General features: G+C 72.9%; 21 protein-coding genes. 3 read left to right on the top strand and 18 right to left on the bottom strand.

The genetic code is table 11. From position 1 onward, the window contains the following. Positions 1 to 148 precede the first annotated feature (148 nt). The 11 genes from DFQ13_RS21590 to DFQ13_RS21540 form a co-directional block, all read right to left on the bottom strand. Positions 149 to 913, bottom strand: coding sequence for a thioesterase II family protein (locus DFQ13_RS21590; protein ID WP_110081113.1), 765 nt, complete (start codon positions 911 to 913; stop codon positions 149 to 151). 29 nt (positions 914 to 942) lie between these two features. After that, positions 943 to 2,004 (bottom strand): PfkB family carbohydrate kinase, encoded by a 1,062-nt coding sequence (locus DFQ13_RS21585; RefSeq protein ID WP_110081197.1) that lies wholly within the window; start codon positions 2,002 to 2,004, stop codon positions 943 to 945. 483 nt (positions 2,005 to 2,487) lie between these two features. Continuing rightward, a complete protein-coding gene (locus tag DFQ13_RS21580; protein ID WP_219994577.1) occupies positions 2,488 to 3,210 on the bottom strand; it encodes a beta/alpha barrel domain-containing protein in 723 nt (240 codons plus the stop codon). Further along, the gene (gene trpF, locus DFQ13_RS21575; protein WP_219994575.1) at positions 3,207 to 3,974 is read right to left on the bottom strand and encodes a phosphoribosylanthranilate isomerase; all 768 of its coding nucleotides are present in this window, start codon (positions 3,972 to 3,974) and stop codon (positions 3,207 to 3,209) included. The genes DFQ13_RS21580 and trpF overlap by 4 nt, the downstream gene beginning before the upstream one ends. 1 nt (position 3,975) lies before the next feature. Next, positions 3,976 to 5,115, bottom strand: coding sequence for an acyl-CoA dehydrogenase family protein (locus DFQ13_RS21570; RefSeq protein ID WP_110081112.1), 1,140 nt, complete (start codon positions 5,113 to 5,115; stop codon positions 3,976 to 3,978). Between the two features lie 75 nt (positions 5,116 to 5,190). Next, positions 5,191 to 5,565 carry an ectoine synthase gene (locus DFQ13_RS21565; protein WP_035283469.1) on the bottom strand — a complete coding sequence of 125 codons (375 nt, stop codon included), beginning with the start codon at positions 5,563 to 5,565 and terminating at the stop codon, positions 5,191 to 5,193. After that, positions 5,562 to 6,389: a tryptophan synthase subunit alpha gene (gene trpA / locus DFQ13_RS21560; protein ID WP_110081111.1), complete on the bottom strand. Its 828-nt coding sequence runs from the start codon at positions 6,387 to 6,389 to the stop codon at positions 5,562 to 5,564. The genes DFQ13_RS21565 and trpA overlap by 4 nt, the downstream gene beginning before the upstream one ends. Then, entirely contained in the window at positions 6,382 to 7,407 is a 1,026-nt protein-coding gene (locus tag DFQ13_RS21555; RefSeq protein WP_110081110.1) for an anthranilate phosphoribosyltransferase, read from the bottom strand. The genes trpA and DFQ13_RS21555 overlap by 8 nt, the downstream gene beginning before the upstream one ends. 1 nt (position 7,408) lies before the next feature. Further along, on the bottom strand, positions 7,409 to 7,672 hold the full coding sequence (locus tag DFQ13_RS21550; protein ID WP_110081109.1) for a phosphopantetheine-binding protein: 264 nt from the start codon (positions 7,670 to 7,672) through the stop codon (positions 7,409 to 7,411). Continuing rightward, positions 7,669 to 9,198 carry an AMP-binding protein gene (locus tag DFQ13_RS21545; protein WP_084175689.1) on the bottom strand — a complete coding sequence of 510 codons (1,530 nt, stop codon included), beginning with the start codon at positions 9,196 to 9,198 and terminating at the stop codon, positions 7,669 to 7,671. Before DFQ13_RS21545 ends, DFQ13_RS21550 begins: the two co-directional genes overlap by 4 nt. Beyond that, positions 9,158 to 10,090, bottom strand: coding sequence for a MaoC family dehydratase (locus DFQ13_RS21540; protein WP_110081108.1), 933 nt, complete (start codon positions 10,088 to 10,090; stop codon positions 9,158 to 9,160). Before DFQ13_RS21540 ends, DFQ13_RS21545 begins: the two co-directional genes overlap by 41 nt. A gap of 555 nt (positions 10,091 to 10,645) precedes the next feature. Between DFQ13_RS21540 and DFQ13_RS21535 the strand changes: the two genes are divergently transcribed. Continuing rightward, complete coding sequence (locus DFQ13_RS21535) at positions 10,646 to 14,008, top strand: ATP-binding protein (RefSeq protein WP_181400093.1); 3,363 nt, start codon at positions 10,646 to 10,648, stop codon at positions 14,006 to 14,008. 200 nt (positions 14,009 to 14,208) lie between these two features. Here the strand turns inward: DFQ13_RS21535 and DFQ13_RS21530 are convergent, their stop codons facing one another. From DFQ13_RS21530 to DFQ13_RS21500, 7 genes are all read right to left on the bottom strand, one after another. Further along, positions 14,209 to 14,772, bottom strand: coding sequence for a phosphoribosyltransferase family protein (locus DFQ13_RS21530; protein ID WP_233438516.1), 564 nt, complete (start codon positions 14,770 to 14,772; stop codon positions 14,209 to 14,211). Positions 14,773 to 14,828: 56 nt separating this feature from the next. Beyond that, entirely contained in the window at positions 14,829 to 15,287 is a 459-nt protein-coding gene (locus DFQ13_RS33235; RefSeq protein WP_035283464.1) for a PH domain-containing protein, read from the bottom strand. Positions 15,288 to 15,761: 474 nt separating this feature from the next. Continuing rightward, positions 15,762 to 16,160: a hypothetical protein gene (locus tag DFQ13_RS21520; RefSeq protein WP_110081105.1), complete on the bottom strand. Its 399-nt coding sequence runs from the start codon at positions 16,158 to 16,160 to the stop codon at positions 15,762 to 15,764. A 42-nt stretch (positions 16,161 to 16,202) separates the two neighbouring features. Continuing rightward, the gene (locus DFQ13_RS21515) at positions 16,203 to 17,546 is read right to left on the bottom strand and encodes an AAA family ATPase (protein WP_035283460.1); all 1,344 of its coding nucleotides are present in this window, start codon (positions 17,544 to 17,546) and stop codon (positions 16,203 to 16,205) included. A 538-nt stretch (positions 17,547 to 18,084) separates the two neighbouring features. Beyond that, positions 18,085 to 18,849 (bottom strand): 3-oxoacyl-ACP reductase family protein, encoded by a 765-nt coding sequence (locus DFQ13_RS21510; RefSeq protein ID WP_035283458.1) that lies wholly within the window; start codon positions 18,847 to 18,849, stop codon positions 18,085 to 18,087. Beyond that, positions 18,846 to 19,832 (bottom strand): 3-oxoacyl-ACP synthase III family protein, encoded by a 987-nt coding sequence (locus DFQ13_RS21505; RefSeq protein ID WP_035283457.1) that lies wholly within the window; start codon positions 19,830 to 19,832, stop codon positions 18,846 to 18,848. The genes DFQ13_RS21510 and DFQ13_RS21505 overlap by 4 nt, the downstream gene beginning before the upstream one ends. A 10-nt stretch (positions 19,833 to 19,842) precedes the next feature. Next, a complete protein-coding gene (locus DFQ13_RS21500; protein WP_035283455.1) occupies positions 19,843 to 20,103 on the bottom strand; it encodes a hypothetical protein in 261 nt (86 codons plus the stop codon). 192 nt (positions 20,104 to 20,295) lie between these two features. Here DFQ13_RS21500 and DFQ13_RS21495 point away from each other — a divergent pair, with 192 nt between their 5' ends. Beyond that, entirely contained in the window at positions 20,296 to 21,864 is a 1,569-nt protein-coding gene (locus tag DFQ13_RS21495; protein ID WP_110081104.1) for a flavin-containing monooxygenase, read from the top strand. Continuing rightward, positions 21,861 to 23,255 (top strand): pyridoxal phosphate-dependent decarboxylase family protein, encoded by a 1,395-nt coding sequence (locus tag DFQ13_RS21490; protein WP_325050949.1) that lies wholly within the window; start codon positions 21,861 to 21,863, stop codon positions 23,253 to 23,255. Before DFQ13_RS21495 ends, DFQ13_RS21490 begins: the two co-directional genes overlap by 4 nt. Positions 23,256 to 23,284: the final 29 nt, after the last annotated feature.

Genomic DNA, 23,284 nt, shown 5'->3' with positions numbered 1-23,284 from the left:
ACCTGCGCGGATGGCGAGAAGGTTGCCGGAAGGCAAAAACGCCCGCTCGTCCCGGCACAAACACTGCCGGGGCGGGCGGGCGTATTTCGATTGCCGAGACAAATGCGCGGGAAAGAGTGACACACCGCGCCCGATCACGGGCGGCGGTTCACCGGAGGGGTCGCGCGGCGCGGTCCCGCGCGGCCCGCAGGGTCGACGCCACGGTCGACATCCGGTCGTAGAGGAAGAAGTGGTCGCCGCCGAACGCGGTGTGGGTGAAGTCCCCACTGGTGTACCGGGCCCACTCGGTGCCCACCGCGGGCGGGGCCAGGTGGTCGTCCTCGGCGTGCCATGCGGCCAGGGAGATGCGGGGCGGCTCCTCCGCCGGGTCCGGGTGGTAGCCCACCACCAGGCGCAGGTCGTTGCGCAGCGCGGGGATGAACAGCCCGCGCAGCGGCGAGGTGCGCAGCATCGGGTTCACCGCCCCGATCTCGGTCAACGCGTCCAGCAGTTGCTCGTCGGGCAGTTCCACCAGCGGCGCGAACACCTTCGACGACGACCGGTGCGGCGGGCGCGACCCGGCCAGCACCACGAACTCCGGGTCGCGCAGGTCCGGGTCGCGGCTGATCCGCTTGGCGACCTCGTAGGCCAGCAGACCGCCGAGGCTGTGCCCGAGCAGCGCGTACGGCCCCGACCCGGCCAACCTCGGCGCCAGCTCGTCGGCCTGTTGCACCAACGATTCGGCGGGCGGGTCGGCGCGGCGGGTGGCCCGGCCGGGCAGGTCCACGGCCTGCACCAGGAACTCCGGGGCGAGCGCCTTGGGCCAGGTCTTGAAGGAGGCGGAGGACCCGCCCGCGGGGGCGAAGCAGACCAGCCGCAACGGCGCGGCCTGCTCCTCGGTCGCGGCGGGCGGGGTGGCGAGTGCGGCGGACATGGCTGGGCTCCCTGGGGCGGGTGTCGGGGTCAGGACGCGATCGGGACGCCCGCCGCGCCGGACCGCCGCGCGCCCATCGGCGGCACGGTCGACGCGGCGGCGCGCGGGACGGTCAGCGGCACGGTGGGAACGCCGAGGTGCGGTCCGAACGGGACGCACGCCTCGACCCCGTAGGCGTCGGCGAGCAAGGCGGTGAGCCGCACCGGGTCCGGGTTGTAGGCCTGCGCGCCCAGCGAGCCGACCGCGAGCGCGGCCAGCGCGCAGCCGAGCCGGGCGGCGGACACCGCGTCCAGCCCCCAGCCCAGCGCGGCCAGGTAACCGGCGCGGAAGGCGTCACCGGACCCGGTCGGGTCCACCGCGACGACCTCGACGGCGGCTACGGTCACCGGCCGCTCACCCACCACCTCCAACCGCACCCCGTCGGCGCCGAGGGTGGTCACCCAGGTCCCGACGCGGCGCAGCACCTCCCGGTGCGACCAGCCGGTCTTCTCCAGCAGCAGCGCCACCTCGTGGCGACTGGTGAACAGCACCCGCGCCCCACCGACCAGGGCACGCAACTCGTCCCCGGCCAGGCACCCGACCTGGCGCGAGGGCGCCACGGCGAACGGGTGCCCGTACAGGCGGCAGGCCTCGGCGTGCCGGACCATCGCAACCGGGTCGTCGGCGGCGACGAGCACCAGGCCGGGCGACCCGAGCCGGTCGGCGACCGCGCTCAACCGCAGGTGCCGGGCGGCGCGCATGGCCCCGGGGCGGAACGCCGCCACCCGGTTGCCGCCGGTGTCGGTGGCACACAGGAAGCGGGCGGTCGGCTCCGCGCACACCCGCACCGACCCGGTGTCCACGCCGAGCGCGCTGAGCCCGGTCCCGTCGAAGTCGGGGCCGACCGCACCGAGCAGGACCGGGCGCAGCCCCAACCGGGCCAGGCCGTAGGCGGTGTTCGCCCCGGTGCCGCCGGGCCGGGGCGCGGGGGTGCGCAGCACGGCGTCCAGCGCCAACCCGTGCGGCAGGTCGGCCAGCACCCGCCTGCTGAACACGCCGGGAAAGGCCACCAGGTGGTCGGTGGCGATCGAGCCGGTCACGGTGACGCGCATGCTGACCATCCCTCTTCCGGTTCAGACCGCGGGCACGCCGCCCGCGGTTGTGCTGGGAGCTGTCCCTGACTCCGCCGGCCGCCCCCAACCGGCGGCCCGACTACGGAAACGCCCGGGCGGGCGGATGTCTTCAACGCCAAGCCGACCACCCCGAAAACCGCCGGCCCGGCGATCGAATGCCTGGGTGGATGGATGCGCTCGGCCAGCCGACCGCCCCACAAACCGCCGGCCTGGCGAGCGACTGCCCGGGTGGGTGGATGTGTTTGGCCGGGGGTGGCGATCATGTGACAGCCTGCCTGGGCGGTGGGGCATCTTTTCAGCCCCACCCGGTCACACTGGAGCACATGATCGCCATAGGGGCCCCGGCCAAACACATCCACCCACCCGGGCACACCCACCAAAACCCCGGGCTCGAAAGCTGAGCACATCCACCCACCCGGGCACCACCAACCAAAAGACCGCACCCCGGGCAAGCACATCCACTCACCCGGGCACCACGACGGGGATCTCGGCCGCAGGAACCCACCCCAGCGCGGTGTCGAATTCCGACACCCAGTCGGCGACGTTCCCGGCGCGCAGCAGGGAGGTGCCGAGCAGGAGTCCTCTGTAGCCGGTGCGCACCAGGTGCGCGGCGACCGCCGGGTCGGCGATGCCGCTGGCGCTGACCGGGCAGCGGGTGCCCGCGGCGAGCACGTGCGGGAGCATCCGCTCGCTGCGGCCGAGGTCGCCCGCGTCCTTCTCGCCGGTCTTGATGTCCTTGTTGTTGACCGCGATGACGCAGTGCTCCGCCAGGGGCAGCGCGGCCACCTCTGCCTCAGTGGTGACCTCGACGAACGGGGTCAGCCCGAGTGCCAGCGCCCCTTCGACCAGGGTGGTGAGGCTGGAGCGGGTGAGCAGCCCGGCGGTCAGCAGCACCGCCGAGGCGCCCAGGTCCCGGGCCCGGTGCAGGTGGTCGCGGCGGGTCAGGAAGTCCTTCTGCAGCACCGGGAGCGCGGTGGCGGCGGCGACCTCGGCCAGCAGCTCCGGGGTCCCGCCGAACCAGCGGCCGGTCACCACGGACACGCAGGACGCGCCCGCCGCCGCGTAGGAGGCGACGACCTCGGCGACCGGCCGCCCGGCCATCAGGTCCTCGCCGTGCGGGGACTTCCGCTTGACCTCCATGATCAGCGGGCGCCCGGCGAGCAGGCTGTCGACGAAGGCGCTCACGGTGCCACCGCCCCTTCCTGGCCGACCACGACCGGCCGCGCCGTCGGCACCGTCAACTTCAGGACCTCCGTTTCCGGCTCCCCGCCCCAGGAGGCGGTGAGCGCGGCCACGGCGTGCCGGTCGAACCGGCCGTCGCCGCCTCGGGCGGCGGTGTCGACGTCCACGCCGAGCATCCCGGGGTGCACCGAGAGCCGCGGGTAGGACGGGCGGCTGTCGGCGTCGATCCCGCCCGCGAGGACGAACGGGATCGTCATGCCCGCCACCAGGTCGACCACGTCGGACTCGGCCAGTCGCAGCCCGGTGCTGCCGACCTGGCCGTTGAGCCCGACCCGGTCGAGCAGGAACGTGTCGACCCCGGCGCGCTCGTAGGCGGGGATGAGCCGCTTCTCCACGCACTGCCCGTCGGCGACGTGCAGCACCTTGAGGATGTGCGCCCCGGGCCTGCGCTGCCGCAGGGCCTTCACCAGCGCGGGCGGCTGGTAGGCGTGCAGTTGCACCCACTCGATGCCGGAGTGCTCCATGGCGTCGGCGATCGCGTCGGCGTCGGCCAGGAAGGTCACCAGCACCGGCCGCAGCCGTCCGGTCGAGCGGGCGGCGGCGGCCAGGTCGGCGAGCCGGTCGAGGGGCAGCTCGGCCGGGCCGCCGGGGACGCCGTGCCAGAGGCCGACGAGGTTGACCCCACCGGCGGCGAGCAGGTCGATGTCGGCTTCCGCGGTCGCGCCGCAGACCTTCAGCAGGGGGTTCAGCAGGGAGCGCACGGTCACCTCACAGGCCCATCATCGACGCGATGCGGTTGTACTGGGTCTCGGTGGACCCGGAGTAGATGGTCCCGGCGACGGCGTTGCGCACGTCCTTCTCCAGGCCGGTCTCGGCCATGTAGCCGTGCCCGCCGAAGACCTGCACCGCGGCCAGGCTCGACGCCAGGTTCGCCTCGCTGGTGAGCAGCTTGGCGATGGCCATCTCGGTGGTGACGCTCTTGCCCGCGACCAGCAGCTCGGCCACGTCGTAGAGCCACTTGCGCGCGGTGTCGAGCTTGATCTTCATGTCGACGAGCTTGTGCTGGATCGCCTGGTAGGACCCGATCGGCCGGCCGAACGCCGTGCGCTCCTTGGCGTAGGCCACGCACCGGTCGAGCCGGTGGGCCATCTCGCCGACGTTGGTGATGAAGGAGAACAGGATCTCCCGCTTCATCACGTGGTCGAGCACCATGAACCCGGCGCCGACCCGGCCGATGACGTGGTCGGCGGGCACCCGGCAGTCGTCGAAGAACAGCTCCGAGAGCGGGGAGGTGCGCAGGCCCATCTTCTTCATCGGCTTGCCGACGACCAGCCCGGGGGTGTCGCGGCGGAGGAGGAACGCGGTGGTGCCGAGCGCGCCCGCGCCGGGGCGGGTCAGCGCGTACACCACGAACAGGTCGGCGACCGGACCGTTGCTGATGAAGGTCTTGCTGCCGTTGAGGACGAACTCGTCGCCGTCGCGCTTGGCGGTGGTCCGCATGTCGAGCGCGTCCGACCCGCCGGACGGCTCGGTGATCGCGTGCGCCCCGATCGCCTCGCCCGAGGTGATCAGGGGCAGGTACCGGTCCTTGAGGGCCTTCGACCCGAAGGCCTCCAGCGGGATGCCCGTGCTGCACATGCTGGTGGTCACGGAGAACGTCAGGCCCGCGTCGCGGTTGCCCTCGCCGAGCGCCTCCAGCACACCCATGACGGTGATGAGGTCTAGGCCGTCGCCGCCCCACCGCTCGTCGAACGGCAGCGCGAGCAGCCCCGCCCGCCGCACCAGCTTCCACTTCTCCCAGGAGAAGGTGCCCTCCTCGTCGCGCTCGACATGGTCGGCGCTGAATGCCTCGCACCAGCGCGCGATGCCCGCGCGCAGGTCTTCCTGATCAGCGGTCCACTCGATCACGGCGAAACGCCCTTCCTGGTCTTGTGTGGGATCACCGGTGCGGCGGGGCGGGGAACCGCCCAGCGGGGAACGGGCTCAGTACGCGGAGGCGCCGGAGCCGTCGAGGCTGTGCACCTCGTCGCCGCGCAGGGCGGGGGTGAACACCGAGACCAGGTGCAGGTCCTCGTCCGGGCTCGCGATGAGCCAGTGCTCGTCGTGCTCGTTGAGCGCGTAGAGCACGCCCGGGGTGATCGGGAAGGAGTTGCCGTCCATGTCCTGCACCTCGCCGGAGCCGCCGATGCAGTAGCAGGCCTCCAGGTGGTTGCGGTACTGGAGCTTGGACTTGGACCCGGCGGTGACGACGGTGTCGCAGACGGTGTAACCCAGGCCGTCGGCCGCGACGAGCAGGCGGGCGCTGGTGCCGTTGCCCCAGTCGACGGTCTTGACGGTGCCGAGATCACGGATGATCATGGTGTGCTCCCTGATGCGAGGGGGTAGTGGATGGGGTGGAGGAGCGAGCGGGCGAAGTCGCCGAACTCGGCGACCAGGTCCGTGCGCCTGTGCAGGGCGCGCTCGACCACCCCGACGCCGGCGGAGCCAACGATTGCGGCGTTGGCTCCGATCCGGTGCACCGCTTCGACGTCGTGCCGCGTCTTGACGCCGAAGCCGACCGCGATCGGCGCGGTGGCCGTCGCGTTCAGGCGGACCACGGTGTCCGCCAGTTCGGCGTAGCCCGCCGCGGGCGCGGTCCCGCTGCGCCCGTAGTGGGCCACCAGGTACAGGTAGGCCGTCGCGTGCGCGGCGGCTTCCCGCTGCACCTCGGGGGTGCTGACCCCGTGGTAGCAGGTGGTGACGATCGGGAGCTGCGCTTCGGTCGTCACCCGGTGGTACTCGGCCCGCAGACGCGGTGGCAGGCCGTGGACCAGCAATCCGTCGACACCGCTGTCGACCACTTCCCCGGCCACCGCTGCCAGTGACCGGCGCTTGAGGGAGTGGCTCCAGTCCGCCAGCAGGGCGATCCGGAGCCGCTTGAGGGTGGGGCGGACCCGCGCGACGAACTCCAACGCCACGTCCAGGTCCACCCCCTGGGCCAGGGCCCGGTCCGCGGAGTCGCGGACGGTCTTGCCGTCGGTGACCGAACCGGGGAACGGCACGGCCAGCTCCAGGCAGTCCACGCCGATCTCGTCCAGCGCGGGCAGCAGCTCGGCCAGCACGTCCAGCGGCGGGTCACCGGCGTTGAGGAACAGCGCGAGCCCGGGGTGGTCCGGGGTGAGCTGGTCGAAGAACCTAGCCACGGGCCACCGCCTTCGCGCGCACCCGGTCGACCAGGGCCACCACGGCACCGCCGTGCACGGCTTCGGTCGCGGCGGCGAAAGCCCCGGGCCACGTTGCGGCGTGACCACCGGCCATCGCCAGCGCGGCGGCGTTGAGGCACACGGCCTCGGTGGCCGCGGTGGTGCCGCGGCCGGAGAGCACGTCCAGGAAGTGCGGGACGAGGCTGTCGGGGTGCGCCTCGGCCAGGTCGTCGAGCGAGCCGTGCCCGGGGGCCAGGTCGCCCGGCGACAGGGTGACGGGGTCACCGCCGGTGTGGATCACGTTGTCGGCGAAGCCCAGGAGCTCGTCGCAGCCGACGTCGTTGGCGCACAACCAGACCGTGCGGTCGGTCGCGGTCGCGGCCAGGTGGCGCAGCGGCTCCAGCGGGGCGGCCGAGGAAACCCCGGTCACCTGGGCGGAGACCGGCACCGCGGCCAGGAACGGCCCGAGCGCGTTGAGGAACCGCCCGAAGGGCTTGAGCCCCAGCGGGAGCAGCGCGCGGGCCATCCTGGTCAGCGTGGCCGGGTAGACGAACGGGCCCGCGAAGGCGATCCCGTGCTCCCCCAGGGCGTCCTCGGTGTCAGGCACCGAGCGGGTCAGCCGCACCCCCAGCCGGTCGAGCAGGTCGATCGACCCGACGGAGCCGGTGTGGGCGCGCGACCCGGTCTTCACCACCGGCACCCCCATCGCCGCGGCGACGAACGCCGCGGCGGTGGAGACGTTGAACGTGCGGGGCCCACCACCGGTGCCGACGATGTTGACCGCACCCGGCCAGGCCGGGTGCTCCGGACCGGACCGCCGCTCCCGCAGCGAGACCACCAGGGCCTCCAGCGGGGCCGGGGCCGGGAGGCGGGTCGACAGCGTCGCCAGCAGCGCGGAGACCTCGGCGCGGTCGAGGGCGCCGCTCTCCAGCCGGTCCCACAGCGCCCGCCAGGCGGGCAGGTCGATCTCCCCGGCCGCGTCCCCGCCGCGCAGCAGGGCGGCGATCACCTGGTCCATGTCAGCTCCCGGTCACCGCACCCGCGGTCACGCGGGCGACGAAGGTGTCGATGGCGGTGACGCTGCGGAAGTTGTCCGGGTCCAGGTCGTCGTCGGCGATCGGGGCGCTGAAGCGGTCCTCGATCCAGGCGATCAGCTTGAGCAGGCCCAGGCTGTCGATGACGCCGTTGGCCAGCAGGTCGTAGTCCGCGGCCAGCGCGGCGGGCTCCACGTCCGGCAGGAACTCCTCGATGATGAACGACTTGATCGTGTCGACGTTGCTCATGACACCCTTCTCTCCACTGTGGATTGCTCGGTGAGCGTGCCGACCGCCTTTCGGTCGACCTTGCCTGTTGCCGTCTTCGGCAGGGGGACGTCGCTGATGTGCAACGTCTTCGGGATGGCGTTGCGCGGCAGCTCCCGTGAGCAGTGCGCGCGCAGGGTCAGGCTGTTGAGGCCGCTGCCGGGCGCCCGGCGCACCGCGGCGGCGAGCAGCCTGCCCGCGACCGGGTCCGGCACCGCGAGCACCGCGGCCTCCAGCACGTCCGGGTGCGCCAGCAGCGCCCGCTCCACCTCGGCGGTGTTGACGGCCACGCCGCGCACCTTCACCTGGAAGTCGGCGCGGCCCAGGAGCAGCAGGCTGCCGTCGGGGGCGCGGCGGACCAGGTCGCCGGTGCGGAACCAGCGCAGGTCGTCGGCGCCGGTGGGGTGCGCGCCGAACTTGTCGGCGTGCCTGGAGCGGTCGAGGTACCCCGCCGTCTGGAAGGGCGTGTGCACGAACAGCTCCCCGGTGCCGGGACCGTCCACGACCGCGCCGTCGTCGACCAGCAACGCCTGCACACCGGGCAGTGGGTGTCCGATCGGGACGGGGTTGTCGGTCGGGGCGACGTCGGCGATGAAGCTGTCGTTGGTCTCGGTGCAGCCGTAGATGTTGCGCAGCCTGGCCCCGGGGAACAGCCGGGGCAGCTCGGCGAGCACGTGCGCGGGCATCGCGTCACCGGTGAACATCAGGTGCTCCACCGAGGGGAACGCGGTGTCGGTATCGGCCACGGTTTGCAGGATGAGGCCGAAGAACATCGGCACCGCCTGCACGACCCGCACGTCCTGGGTGGACAGCAGCTCCACCAGGTGCCTGCCGTTGGCGGCGTGCGCCGGGTCCACCAGCACGACCCGCCCGCCCGCGGCCAGCGTGGTCCACACGTCCAGCAGGCACAGGTCGAAGTTGAGCGGCGCCACGTTGAGCACCGCGGTGCCCGGGCCGATGCCGAACTCCGGGGCGGCCCAGGCGATGAACCGGTCCACCGCACCGCCCGAGAGCGGCACGACCTTCGGCAGCCCGGTCGAACCGGAGGTGGTCAGCATCAGCGCGGTGTCGGCGGGCGCGGGCTCCACCGCGGCGAACGCGGCCGGGGCGGGCAGCTCGCGCCGCGGCTGGCCCTGCGGGACCAGCACCCTGGCGCACCCGGCCTGGGCGAACAGGGTGGCCAGCGCGCCGTCGGCCAGCGCCGGGGACGGCAGCAGGAACGGCCGCCCGGCCAGCAGGCAGGCCAGCGCCAGCGCCACCGCCTCCGGCGACTTGTCCGCCAGCAGCCCCACCGGGACACCGGGGGCCAGGCCCAGGCCGTCGATGCGGTCGCGCTCGACGCACACCAGGTCGTACAGGTCGCCGTAGTCGATCCGGGTGTCGTGCCAGACCAGGGCCACCGCGTCCGGGCGGCTCTCGGCCTGGCGCAGGAACCCGGCGACCAGCCCGTCGTGCGGGAGGACCGGCTCAGGCAGCGGTGCCGCTGTCGTGGTGATCGTGGTTGTCATCGCTCTCGCCTCCTTCGGCGGTGATCCGCACCCATCCGCCCTTGACCACCGGGCCGCGCGCCGAGGCGCACGTGAAGCCGACGAGCGGTCCGCTCTCGGTGGTGGTGTACAAGATCTCCAGCGCCTCGTCCGGGAACGCGGGCGCGGTGAAGCGCGCCCCCACCCCGGCGATGCGCTCCGCGTCACCGCCCGCGAACCGGTCGATGACGTCCTCGACGATCAGCGCCACCAGGCACATCCCCTGCACCACCCGGCCGGGGAACCCGGCGGCGACCGCGGCCCCGTCGTCGCTGTGCACCGGGTTGCGCTCGCCGGTGGTGGCCGCGAACCGGTCGACGGTCTCCCGGGTGACCACGCAGGTCACCGCGGTCGACTCGACCGGCCCCGGGTCCGGCTCCGCGTCGCGGACCACGGCCACCGGCATCACGCCGAAGGCCGCGGGCTCGGTCGCCCCGACCAGCAGGACCGCGGTGCGCAGCTCCGAGAGCGTGGTCCCGTCGCCGCCGACCAGCACGCACCGGATGGCCAGCCGCACCCCGCGCGGTTCGCGCCGGGCGGCCAGCACCTCCAGGTCGATGGCCACCCGCTCCCCCGGCTTGACCAGGCCGCGCAGCCACAGTTGCTGGCCCAGGTGCACCGCGGTCGGGCGCGGCCCCTCGGCCGGGGTGAGCTGGCCGACGAGCTGTTCGTAGGTGTTCGAGGAGAGCAGGAACGGGTGCACCGGCGACGCCTTGGGCGTCCCGGCCGCGGCCCTGGCCTCGATGGCGGTGCGCAGCAGGCCGCGGAAGTCGCTGATCTCGGCGGCGGTGACCACCCGCATGTCCGTGGTGGCGTACCGGTCCGCGTGCCGACCCGCGGCTGCCTCGCCCGGCCGGGCGGCGACTGTGCTCACGTGCGTCTCCTCGAATTCGTATTGGCCCCGACAGCCCGAAAATCGGATTCGGCCGGATCACCGTGCGGCGCACAATCCGGCCGAGTCGCGATCGCCCGTGCCACCAATGCCGGAGGACGCGCATTCCGACCCCTGTGGTCGCCGGGTGCCTCCTCGTTGGACCATTTCTACGGGGCCGCGCGCAAGCGCACCGCAACACGCACCCCACCCCCGGGGTGAGACGCTGGAACATGGGTGCTCACACCGGGTGCACACCGTCCACGACGGACCCCTTCGAGGCAGCGGTCCCAGGGCGAGGGAAGATCGCGAAACGGGACCGCGTCTCGCCAGTTCGACTGTTCGGCGCAACGCGGTACTCCATTCCGCCATTGTGGCGGGCCATTAACGAGGTGTTCGCCCAGTCGATGTTCCAGAGTCGACACGACATCAGGGGCAACACTTGACACGCCAATCCCGCCCGGTTGTATGGTTCCTCCGCGAATCCGGAACCGATTTCGGCGCGGAGCGAATTCGACGGACAATCGTGGAGTGGCGAGACCACCGAGGAGTGCGGTCATGCTGATCAGGCTCATCGGACTGGTGTCGGTCACCGGCGACGACGGGCAGCCCCGGCACATGTCCAGCGCCCAGGCGCAGGTCGCCTTCGCCCGGCTGATCATGGAGCGGGCGGGCGGCACCGAGCGCGACCAGCTCGCCGACACCGTGTGGCCCGAGGGGCTGCCCGACACCTGGGCCTCGGCGCTGCGCAGCCTGATGAGCCGGGTGCGCGCGTTCATGGCGGGCACCGTCGGGCCGACCGAGACCGGCGAACCGCCGCTCGTCGCCCAGGGCCGCCGCTACGTGCTCAAGCTCCCCGACACCGCCGAGGTCGACGTCGAACTGGCCGAGCGGGCGGTCGGCGAGGCGGTCCGCGCGCTCGGCGACGGCGCGCACACCGAGGCGCGCAGGCTGGCCCAGTCCGCGCTGGAGCACCTGCGCGAGCCGTTCCTGCCGCACCACGAGGGCGAGTGGGTGCAGGGCGTCCGCGACCACGTGGACGGTCTGCTGCAGACCGCGTTGCAGGCGGCCAGCACCGCCGCCGCGGCCGAGCGCGACGACCGGGAAGCGGTGCGGCTGGCCGAGGAGGCCGTGCGCCGCTCCCCGTTGAGCGAGGGCGCGCACCGCTGCCTGATGACCGCGCACAGCACCGGAGGCGACCGCGCCGAGGCGCTGCGCGCCTACCAGCGGCTGCGCCAGGTGCTGGCCGACGAGCTGGGCATCGACCCGTCCCCGGAGACCCAGTCGGCCTACGTGGAACTGCTCGGCGTGCGCGTCGGCCGCGACCGGGCCCGCTCGGCCCCCGGCGCGGCCGTGCCGTTCAGCGGCAGGCGCGGGGAACTGGCCGCGCTGGCCGAGTCCTGGTCGCGTGCCGAGGACGGCGACTGCCACCTGGCCCTGGTCACCGGCGAACCCGGGGTCGGCAAGACCCGGCTGGCCACCGAGGCCGCCGGGCGGATCGGCCGCGACGGCGGGCTGGTCGTCTACGGCCGCTGCCAGCCCGGGGCCGCCACCGCGTTCCAGCCGATCACCCAGGCGCTGGCCGAGTACGTCGCGGCCACCCCGCCGGACTCGCTGCCGGTGCTGCCGCCCGGCCCGCGCGAGACGCTGGCCGCCCTGGCCGCCGACCCGGGGTTCGGCGCGCGCCGCGGCGAGGCGGTCACCGCGCTGGCCGACCTGCTGGGCGCGCTCGGGCAGGAGTCGCTGTGCCTGGTCGTCGACGACCTGGACCTGGCCGACGAGGGCACCTTCGCGGTGCTGCGCCGGGTGGCGCTCAACCGGGCCGCGGGCGCGGCGGAGGCCACGAACGGCTCGGTGCTGCTGCTGGCCACCGCGGGCAGCCGGGCCGCGGGCCGGGCCGACGCGCGGGTCGGCGCGGCGTTCGCCGAGTTCGTCCAGGAGGCCGACCGGTACGGCAAGCTGCGCCGGGTCCCGCTGGCGGGCCTGGACGAGTCGGACGTGCGGGCGCTGTCGCGCAAGCTGGTCCCCACCGCGGCGGGCGCCGACGTGCCGCCGCCGTACCGGCTGATCGCCGACACCGCGGGCAACGCCTACCTGACCGTGGAACTGCTGCGCTGGTACCAGGAGGGCCCCGCCGAGCCGGGGCGGCGGCTGCCCTCGGGGGTGCACGACTACGCCGAGGCGTGCCTGGCCGCGCTCGAACCCGGTCCGCGCCGGTTCCTGCGCGCCGCGGCCGTGGCGGGCTTCGCCTTCGAGCTGGACCTGGCCGCCGACGCCGCCGGGCACGACCAGGACGAGGCGATGGACGCCCTGGACGTGCTGGTGGAGCTGGGCCTGGTGGCCGAGGTGATCGCCACCGGCTACGGCTCCCGCCCGGTCACCAAGTACCGCTACAAGCACGACGTGGTGCGCCGCGCGGTCTACGAGCAGCTCAGCGAGACCCGGCGCCGGTGGCTGCACGCCCGCTTCGCCGACGCCATCGAGCGCAGGCGCACCGGCGACCTCGGCTTGCAGAGCCGCGCCCTGGCCCACCACCGCGCCGCCAGCGCCGAGGCCGACGGCGACACCCGCACCGTCCAGGCGAGCTGGCACGCCGCGGCCTGGGCAGGCCGCCAGGGTTCGCCGAACGAGGCGGTGCGCCTGTTCGAGCAGGCCCTCGCCCACGTCCCGGCCGCCGACAACGAGTTGCACGCCGACGCCCTGACCCGCCTGGGCCTGGCCCAGTTGGCCGCGGGCCACCGCGACTGCGACCAGACCCTCCTCGACGGTTTCATCCAGGCCCTGCACTGGCACCGGCTCACCATCGCCGCGCAGGCCGCCCTGGGCCTGGCCGACGCGGTGCGCACCCGCCCCCGGCTGCGCCCGGAGGCCGCCGCCCTGATCGACCTGCTGCTGCGCACCCTGTCCCGGGGCGAGGGCCCCAGCGTCGGCGGCACCGTCGACGACGTCACGGTGGGCAGGCTCCTGGCGCGGCAGTGCGACCTGACCCGGGTCACCGCCGACCCGGCGGCCACCAGGGCACTGCACGCGATGACGGGGGAACTGCGCCTGCTGGAAGGTCCAGACCACCTCACCTGGCGGGCCACGCTGGCCGCCGAGGCGCTCACCGTCGCCGAGGCCGTGGGCGACACCGGCGCCAGGGTCGTCGCCGCGCACCACCGCGCCGCCACCGCCGACCTCACCGGCGACCTCACCGGGCGCGACACCGCCCTGGCCGCCCTGGCCGCGGCCATCGCCGACAGCGACGACGACGGCGAGGACCTGCTGGCCGAACACGCGGTCGCCCTCGCGGTCACCCAGGGCAGGCTCACCGACGCGGCGGCCACCGCCCGCCAACTCGCCCCCGGCGGCCTGGCCCAGCGCCAGATGCTCATCGCCCGCTGGCTGGTCAACGGCGGCCGGGTCGACGAGGCCACCACCACCCCCGGCAGCGCCGAACGCGCCCTGGCGGCAATCCTGCGCGGCGACCGGGGCGCCGCCCACCTCACCGTCCGCGCCCTCGCCATCGGCGCCGAAGCCCTCCCCACCGGCGACGAGTGGCCGCACATGGTCGGCGTGCTGGCGCTGTGCGCGGTGGAACTGGGCGACCCCAACACGGCGGAGGCCGTCCGCGCCCTGCTCACCCCGCACACGGACCTGACCTGCGGCGTCGGCTACCGCAGCTTCGTCGGCACCTCGTCGTTCCACCTGGGCAGGCTGGCGGTGGTCATCGGCGAGTGGGACGAGGCCGAGCGCCACCTGTCCTCGGCGCTGTCACAGCTCTCGGCCCGCCGGGCGCGGCCGTGGATGGCGGTGGCCCAGCACGCGTTGGCGCAGGCGTTGGAGAACCGCAACCAGATCGGCGACCGCCGGTGCGCGGAGGCCCTGCGCACGGAGGCGAGCTGGACCCTGGCGAGCCTCGGGGTCCGCAGGTACGCGTAACCCGGTGTCAGCAGCAAGGGTCTCACCCCCGCGTATCCGAAAGCCCTTTCCCCCACACCAACCCTTCGACCACCAACACCCGAGCGCCGGATTCACCACCAAGCCCCTCGGTTGAATACCGAACGACCCGCAAGATCATGACAACCCACCACCCGAAACGGGTGGCAAAGCCTCATCCAGGGACAAATCCCCACCCGCCGCTACGGCAAATCCCTCTGCCGCACCAGCGACCGGACGTTCAACCGCCGTCGGATCTCACTGCTCTCCAAGGAGTCGACGATCACCGAGGCGCCGACCCAGGAAGCCCCGGAGTCCTCGACCAGGCCGAGCGCCCCCAGGGCCTGCCCGCCGGTGTCGATCCAGTCGTCGACCAGCAGGACCCGGTCCGAACCCGACAGCAACCTCCTGGGGAAGCCCAGGCCCAGGTGCCGGTCCCGGTAGTCCGGCGGCGTGGTCCGCCGCAGCCAGGCATCGCTGTCGGCCAGCGGCGAGCGGTCCTTGCGGACCTCGACGAACCCCACACCCAGGTCCAGCGCCACCAACGGCCCGAGCAGACTCCCCCTCGACTCGACACCGATGACCACCGTCGGGGCTTCCTCGCGGAAGCTGTCCGCCAACCCCGGCCCGAGCTCGGCGAGCAGCCCGGGATCATGCCACCACCCGGTGACGTCCGCCCGGCTCCGGTCGTCCGTCCGGTCACCCCGCCACGCGAACGACCCCCGCAACCGCTCGACCAGCCGTCGCCTGGACGAATCCGCTTTCACGGCGCGATCGTCCAGACCCCCCACCGCCCCGTCAACCGGAATCCCGCGCCCGGCACTCAGCTCCCGTTGCCCACCCCGGCCGCCAGCTCCTCGACCGTGGCCTTCAACTTCCGAACGCCCGCGGGCACGTGGTCGGTGCCGAAGGTGTAGAACGACAGCGCCGAGAGGTACACGTCCTCCCGGTGCGGGACCGTGGTGATGACCGGCATCCGGGACGGCAGGACGGAAGCGCCCGCACTGATCTCCATGCCGACCACCTCAGCCCAATCGACCCGGGTTCGGCGGCCGAAGAACGGCACCTCGACCAGCCCCTCCGGCCCCGCCTCGACCCTCGACCGCACGGCCGCCCACCCCGCACCCGCTGCCACGAGTGCGAACAGCACGGCCAGCACGACGTCCGCCACCCCCACCCGCCCCGCCACCACCTGGGCGACGGCGAGCAGGAGGAACAGCAGGGCGATCACGAGGACGAGCCACCGCCACTTCGACGTCACGGAGCAGGACTGGCCGGTCACGGGTGGTCCCTCCAGCGGTTGTCCCTGCCCCAGAACGCTTTCGTCGCCATCGCACAGCGGTTCACCGCTCAGGCCGAGTGGAAGGGGCGACCGAACCGCTCGCAGAAAACGTACCACCGGGAATGCCCACCCAGTTCCCGCCACCGCCGGGAGGTCCGGAAGCAGAACCCGACCCAGCACACCGCGATGACCGCGAGGGCACACCCCACGAAGACCCGGACCTGGAACCCGGCGCAGACCAGACCGCAGATGACCAGAAGTGCAACGACAACACGGGGTCCCACCCACGACCACACCTCATCGGGATGCTGCGATCCCCCCACGACTTCTCCTCACCATCCGCGCCGGGTCGCCTGGATCACTTCGACTCCCTCTTGTCGACGAAGGACTGCACGTGGAAGGCGGCGCAGATCGTCGCCGACACGGCACGATACCGGCGCACCACACCTCCGGCGGGCGGGCCCGGACATCGGACTACCGCTGTTCGCCGAGGGCCTCGACTTCCCAGTCCTCCAACGGCGGGAACGAACGGCTGCCCCACACCGTGTGCGCTTCCTCGGCAACGTCGACGGTCAGCTCGAGCGTCCTCCTGGACAGACCGGTGACCACCAGGCTCAGATCGCCGGTGACGAGCTTGGCCACAACTGCCGGGAGCCGCTCGATCGCCACCGCGTCGAACACGTACCTGCCGAAGAGCACCGTGCCGAACGCGCTCCGGTCGGCGACCAGCACCTGCGCGTCGAGCCCGCCGGGCACCTCCACGTCCACCAGGTGACCCCCGTGGCCGCCCGACGCGCGCGCGTCGACGGTCACCCCCGGGACGAGGGCTCGAACGCCATCGGCCACGAACTCGACGCACCCTGCTTCCGACACCGGAACTCCTCCCGCCCGAGTCGCCGTCCTCGCGCGGACCGCTCACGCCAACTGCACGCGCACCAGTGCCGCCGGGTCCGGGTGGGTCACCACGTCCACCACCCGGTCCGTCACCGGGTGCCGGGTTCCCTCCGTGGTCGCCACGACCATCAGCGGCTGTCCGCGCAGCGCGTGCCAGAGCTGCGACAGCAGCGCCACCGACGCCGGGTCCGCGCGGTGGGCGTCGGCCAGGACGAGGACCGTGGGGGTTCTCCTGGTGAGGGCTCCGATCCAGGCGCACAGGGCTTCGACGACGCCGGAGCGGTCGGGGTCGCCCGTGGTGCGGGTCATCGTCCGGCCGCCGACGCGGGCGCCGACCTCGGGGAGGACGCGGTAGATCTCGTCCGCCCAGCCTTCGAGGTCGGCGGCGAGGCGGCGGGTTTCGACGCCGTCGGCGTAGGTGCCCAGGGCCTCGCGGAAGGCGCCCCAGCTCGACCCGGAACTCCACCGCCCGTGCAGCACCAGCGCTCCCGCCGCGTGCAGGCGCAGTGCCGCCTCGGCGGCGACCGCGATCCGGGACGCCCCGTCGCCGCCGGAGATGAGGACCAGGCGGGCGGTGTTGGCGCGCACCGGGGTCCACGCCGACATCACCCCGTCGACCCCGGGTGGGGTGACCCCGGCGTGCACGGCGCGGCGGGCCCAGTCCAGGTTGGACGTCCCGAGCCCGTCGACCGCCTGGGTTCCCACGCGCAGCTCGTACACCCGCTCGGCCGGGCCGCCCTCGACCGGGGTCCACAGGTCGCGGGCGAGCAGGTCGATCCCGGCGGGCAGAGTGGGGCCGGCGACCATCGCGGTGGGGGCGGTGGTGAGGATCTGCCCGGCGGCGGCGCGGGGCAGCAGGGCGCCCGCGTGCCGCAGCGCCGCGGTCCCGGGGGCGGTGTCCCCGGAGTCGGCGGCGGTGCACAGCACGACCCGCACCGCCGCCATCGGCACGGCGGACGTCGGCACAGCGGGCGTTGGCACAGCGGGCATCGACACAGCGGGCGCCACCGGGGCGCGGGCCGTCGAGGTGGCGACCACGACCATGCTGGCGATCTCCAGCGCCGCCCTGGTCGCGTCGCACACGCTGGGGAACAGCGCGCTGAGCACGCGCTTGTCCCCGACCCTCGGCACGGCCAGGTCCTGGCCGCCGAAGCGCAGGGCGATGTCGTTCACCCGGACGGCGACCCCGGGGTCGCCCGCGCCGAACTCGACGACCAGGGCGGTGAGCAGGCCGGGGCCGGTGGAGCTGTCCTCGCGCGGCCACGGCTGGGCGACCAGCCTGCGCAGCGAGGCGGCGAGTTCGTGGGCGCGGTGGGTGGCGGGGTCGGCGGGTGGGGGTACGGGGGGACGGCGGGTCACGGACATGCGGGTCTCCTCGCGCGCGCGGACCGGTGTTCCCGGTGGTCGCGGAGTCGGGCCAGGGGTGCTGGCGGACGGCGGTCGACCGGGGGCCCGAGCGCGTCGGGGCGGGCGGGTCGCGTAGTCGACCGCATCGCCCCACCTCTCCCGCCACCCCTGATCCGGACAATACCGCGTGCGTTTCCCGCGGTGGCTGTCCCCGGTCCACCGGGTGAATGCGCGTCGGTATTGGGTACGAATCCTAGCTGTCTCCACTCGAAACAGTCAAACAGGACGTGCCGGTCCACCCCATTGTCGCGCCAGGCTTTGCCGGTCGAGAACAAACCACAGGTCAGGCCGCACATCCGCGATGCGGGCGCGGTGAGACAAAAGCACCGCAATTGCACCCCAACAGATATCCACCGTCGCAGCGGGTACGCCGATCGGCCTAATTCACAGCAATGGCGTAACGAATTGCCGAACAACGCGCGACCGGCTGGCCGCACAAACGGAACCGGGGTGGTCCGCGTCGGCGGACCACCCCGGTCGGGGACGTGCTGGCGGCTCAGGTGACGCTGATGCCGCCGTCGATGCTGATGACCTGCCCGGTCATGTAGTCCGCGTCCAGGAACAGCCGGATCGCCGATGCGACCTCCTCGGTGGTGCCGAAGCGCGGGATCGGGGACTTGCCCTTGATCGCGTCCTGCACCCCGTCGGACAGCGTCTTGGTCATCTCGGTGATCATGAAGCCGGGGGACAGGGCGTTCACCGTGACGCCGCGGCGGCCGACCTCGGCCGCCAGGGTGCGGGTCAGGCCGATCAGGCCGGTCTTCGACGCGCCGTAGGCGGTCTGCCCCGAGGTGGCGATGATGCCCGACGGGGACACGACGTTGACGATGCGGCCCCAGCGCTTGCGGAGCATGTGGCCGATCGCCGCCCGCGAGGTGTGGAAGCTGCCGATGAGGTTGGTCTCGATGACCCTCCGCCAGTCGGCCGGGTCCTGCATCGCCATCAGCGCGTCCGAGCGGATCGCGCCGTTGTTGACCAGGACGTCCACGCCGCCGAACTTCTGCTCGACCTCGGCGAACATCGCCTGGACCTGCTCCCAGTCGGCGACGTCGCCGCCGACCACCAGCGAGTCGTTCTCCAGCTTGTCCGCGACGGCCTGCGCCTTCTCCCGGGAGCTGGCGTAGTGCACGACCACCCGGCAGCCCAGCGCGTCCAGCTCGACGCTCAGCGCCTGCCCGAGGCCGCCGGACCCGCCGGTGACCAGCACGACCGGCTGCTCCGGCCGCGTTCCAACCTTCCCACCGTTCCCAGCGCCGCTCATGTGGACACCCCTCCCCATTCCAGCAGTACCGATCCCCACGTCATGCCCGCGCCGAAACCGGCCAGCAGAACCAGGTCACCGTTGTTGATGCGCCCGCCGTCCAGCGCCTCGGCCAGCGCGATCGGGATCGACGCGGACGCGGTGTTGCCGTAGCGGTCCAGGTTGGTGACCAGCTTCGCCGGGTCGAGCCCGGTGTGGCTGAGGATCGAGTTGATGATCCGGATGTTGGCCTGGTGCGGGATGATGTGGTCGACGTCGTCGACGGTCACCTTCGCCTGCTCCAGGGTCTGCTTGACCGTCCGCACGGTGAACCGCACGGCGTTCAGGTAGATCTCGTTGCCGTTGATCTTCGCGTAGTGCAGGCCCTGCGCGACCGTCTCCGCCGTGGTGGGCATCCGGCTGCCGCCCGCCACCACCTTGAGGCTGTCGTGCTTGGAGCCGTCCGCGCCCAGGTTCCAGGCCCGAATCCAGGTGTCCGGGCTCGGGGTGAGCACCACCGCCCCCGCGCCGTCGCCCACCAGGATGCTCAGGTCCCGGTCCTCCGGGTTCACCGTGAGCGAGTGGGTGTCCGACCCGACGATCAGGATGGGCCTGGGGTCCATCATCATCAGCCCGGCCGCGGTGACCAGGGAGTACACGAAGCCCGAGCACTCGGAGTTGACGTCGTGGGCGCTCCCGGCGATCCCCAGCGCGGTGTGGACGAAGGCCGAGGTCGCCGGGGACAGCTGCTCCGGCGTGGCGGTGGCGACGATCAGGTGGGCGATGTCGGCGCCGGTCAGACCGGCCTTGTCCAGCGCCCGCCGACCGGCCTCGATGGCCAGGGAGGCCGTGGTCTGGCCGTCCTCGACGATCCGCCGCTCGTTGATCCCGCAGCGGCTGACGATCCAGTCCTCACCGACACCGAGCCGGTCGCCCAGCTCGGTGCTGGTGAGCACCTGGTCCGGGACGCTGATGCCCCAGCCGGCGATCTCGAATCCACTCATGGCCGTGCGCTCAGCCCGCGGCCGGGACGAGGTCCAGCAGGCGCTGGTGCACGGTGCGCAGCGTGGTGCTGTCGTCGATGTCCTTGAACAGCGACTCGTCGGCGGGGATGTGCGGGTACTGGTTCTGGAACCCGTAGAGCCACTCCATCAGGTCCAGCGAGTCGACGTCGGAGAGCTGGAGCAGGGCGGCGTCCACGTCCACCTCGTCCGCGCCGGACACGGCCTGCAACTGGGTGGCGAGCTCCTCGACGGTGGGCAGTTCTGCGCTCATGACTTCGCTCCTCGGGTTTGGTTCCGACCGACCGACTTCCGTTGCGGCTGTCGGTGCTTGGGACGAATACAACCCAGGGCGGCGCAACAGCCGCGCAACCCGGCCCGTGTTGCGGGGCTGTTGCGTTCGCCGGGGTTGGCTCTCGCTCATGGGCGGCTTCGCCGTGGAGCCGAGGATGAGTGGAGATCTCTCATGACGAGCACCATCAATCCCGGGCGCGTCGAACCGCCCGCGGACAGCCAGGGCGCGCCGACCCCGCACTTCCGGGTCGCGGTCATCGGCACCGGCTTCTCCGGCCTGGGCACGGCGATCCGCCTCAAGCAGCAGGGGATCGACGACTTCGTCGTCTTCGAGCGCGCGGGCGAGGTCGGCGGCACCTGGCGGGACAACTCCTACCCCGGTTGCGCCGGGGACATCATGTCGCTGCTCTACTCGTTCTCCTTCGCGCCGAACACCGAGTGGAAGACGACCTTCGCCACCCGCGACGAGCTGCTGGCCTACCTCAAGGACTGCACCGCGAAGTACGGGGTGCGCGAGCACATCCTGTTCGACCACGAGGTCACCGGCGCGGAGTGGGACGAGCGCGAGGGCCGCTGGCACGTCCAAGCCGGGGGCCGCGCCTTCACCGCGCAGGTCCTGGTGGCGGGCGCGGGCTACCTCAGCGACGCGAAGCTGCCCGACATCGACGGCCTCGACTCGTTCACCGGCGAGCTGTTCCACTCCTCGAACTGGAACCACGACGTCGACCTCAGGGGCAAGCGGGTCGCGGTGATCGGCACCGGGTCCTCGGCCATCCAGATCGTCCCGGCGATCCAGCCCGAGGTGGGGCAGCTCCACGTGCACCAGCGCACGCCCGGCTGGGTGCTGCCGAAGAACGACAAGGTGATCGGCAAGCTCCAGTTGGCGCTGCGCCGCGGTGTGCCCGGCTACCAGAAGTTCCGCCGGGGTTTCAACAAGTGGGGTCGCGAGATCGTCGCGTTCTGGTTGGCCCGCCCGAAGGCCGCCACCAAGACCCTCCAGGGAATGGCGGAGAAGAACCTCAGGAAGAACGTCAAGGACGAGGCCCTGCGCGCCCGGCTCACCCCGGACTTCACCGTGGGCTGCAAGCGGATGCTGTTCTCCAACGACTGGTACCCGACGCTGGAGAAGGACAACGTCGAGCTGGTCACCGACGGCATCACCCGGGTCGAGGGCAACACCGTGGTGACCGCCGACGGCACCCGCCGCGAGGTCGACGTGATCGTCGCCGCCACCGGGTTCTCCGCCACCGACCGCCCCATCGCCCACCGCATCCGCGGTCGCGGCGGGGTTTCGCTGGCCCAGACGTGGGCGGAGGAAGGCATGACCGCCTACGTCGGCTCCACCGTCGCGGGCTTCCCGAACCTGTTCCTGATCCTGGGCCCGAACACCGTGCTGGCGCACTCCTCGGTCACCCTGACCATCGAGGGCGGCATCAACCACACCCTCGACGCGCTCAAGGCGATGGACAAGCGCGGCCTGTCCACCCTGGAGGTCAAGCCCGAGGCGCAGACGGCCTACAACACCAGGCTCCAGGAGCGCTTCGACGGCACCGTGTGGGCGCCGGGCGGCTGCCAGAGCTGGTACATCGGCGAGCACGAGACCAACCCGTCGGTGTTCCCGACCTACTCGTGGCGCTTCCTCAAGCAGACGAAGAAGGTCGACCTCACCGCGTACACCGCGACCACCGGCGTGGCGACCCCGGTGGTGGGTGCCCGGAGCACCGGCACCGGCCCGCGGTGACCGCGACCGACCTGCGGCCCGCCCTCGGCAGCGGCGTGGACCTGCGCCACTGGCTGCCGCGGGCGGTCGAGGTGGTGGCCGCGTGGGGCGAGCGGTTCGGCCCGTTCACCGCGCACCCCGCGAACCGGGTCGACGAGTCCGCCTTCGCCGAGGCGTTCGAGGTGTTCGCGGCCCGGATGACCGACAACTACCCGTTCTTCCACCCGCGCTACGCGGGTCAGATGGTCAAGCCGCCGCACCCGGCGGCGGTCGTGGGCTACGTGACCGCGATGCTGCACAACCCCAACAACCACGCCGCCGAGGGCGGTCCGGCCACCACCGCGATGGAGAAGGAGGTCGTGGCCGACCTCGCGGCGATGTTCGGGCTGCCCCGGCACGTCGGGCACCTGACCACCAGCGGCACCATCGCCAACCTGGAGGCGCTCTACGTCGCCCGCCAGGCGCACCCGGGCAAGGGGATCGCCTACAGCGGCGAGTGCCACTACACCCACCAGCGGATGTGCCACGTGCTGGGCGTCGAGGGCCACCGGCTGCCGGTGGACGACCTCGGCCGCCTGGACGTCGAGGCGGCGCGGGAGGCGATGGCGGGCGGGCGGATCGGGACGATCGTGCTCACGACCGGGACCACCGGTCTGGGCGCGGTCGACCCGGTGCACGAGGTCCTGCCCATCGCCAGGGAGTACGGCGTGCGGGTGCACGTGGACGCCGCGTACGGCGGTTTCTACGCGCTGTTGAAGGACTCCGGTGAGATTGACGGCCGCCCGTTCCGGGCGATCGCCGGGGTGGACTCGGTGGTGGTCGACCCGCACAAGCACGGCCTGCAACCCTACGGCTGCGGCGCGGTGCTCTTCGCCGACCCCGGCATCGGCAGGCACTTCGCGCACGACTCGCCCTACACCTACTTCACCGACAGCGACCTGCACCTGGGCGAGATCAGCCTGGAGTGCTCCCGGGCCGGTGCCGCCGCGGCGGCGCTGTGGCTAACCACGCGGCTGCTCCCGTTGGACCGCGGTGGTTTCGGCGAGATCCTGGCCGCATGCAGGCGCGCGGCCACCGGCTGGGCCGACCGGATCGAGGCGAGCACCGAGCTGCGCCTGTACCAGCGGCCCGAGCTGGACATCGTCACCTTCTTCCCGGAACCCACCCCCGCCGACGCGACCACCGTGGACGCGGCGGCCGACCGGCTGCTGCGCGACGGCATGGCCGCCGACGACCCGGTGTACCTCAGCGTGCTCCGGATCGACGGCGCCGACCTGCGCGCCCGCCACCCCGACATCGCCGCGCGCCCCGGCGAACCCGCCCGGATCGCGCGCAGCGTGCTGATCAAACCCGAGGCCGAGGACCACCTCGACCGGTTGCACGACCGGGTCCGCGCGCTCGCGGCCCCATGACCGCGCGCACCCCAGACGAGGCGGAGGGA

Source organism: Actinokineospora spheciospongiae (assembly GCF_003182415.1).
Taxonomy (GTDB): Bacteria; Actinomycetota; Actinomycetes; order Mycobacteriales; family Pseudonocardiaceae; genus Actinokineospora; species Actinokineospora spheciospongiae.
The sequence above is the reverse complement of the archived record's forward strand: the minus strand, read 5'-3'. Positions and strand labels throughout refer to the sequence as shown.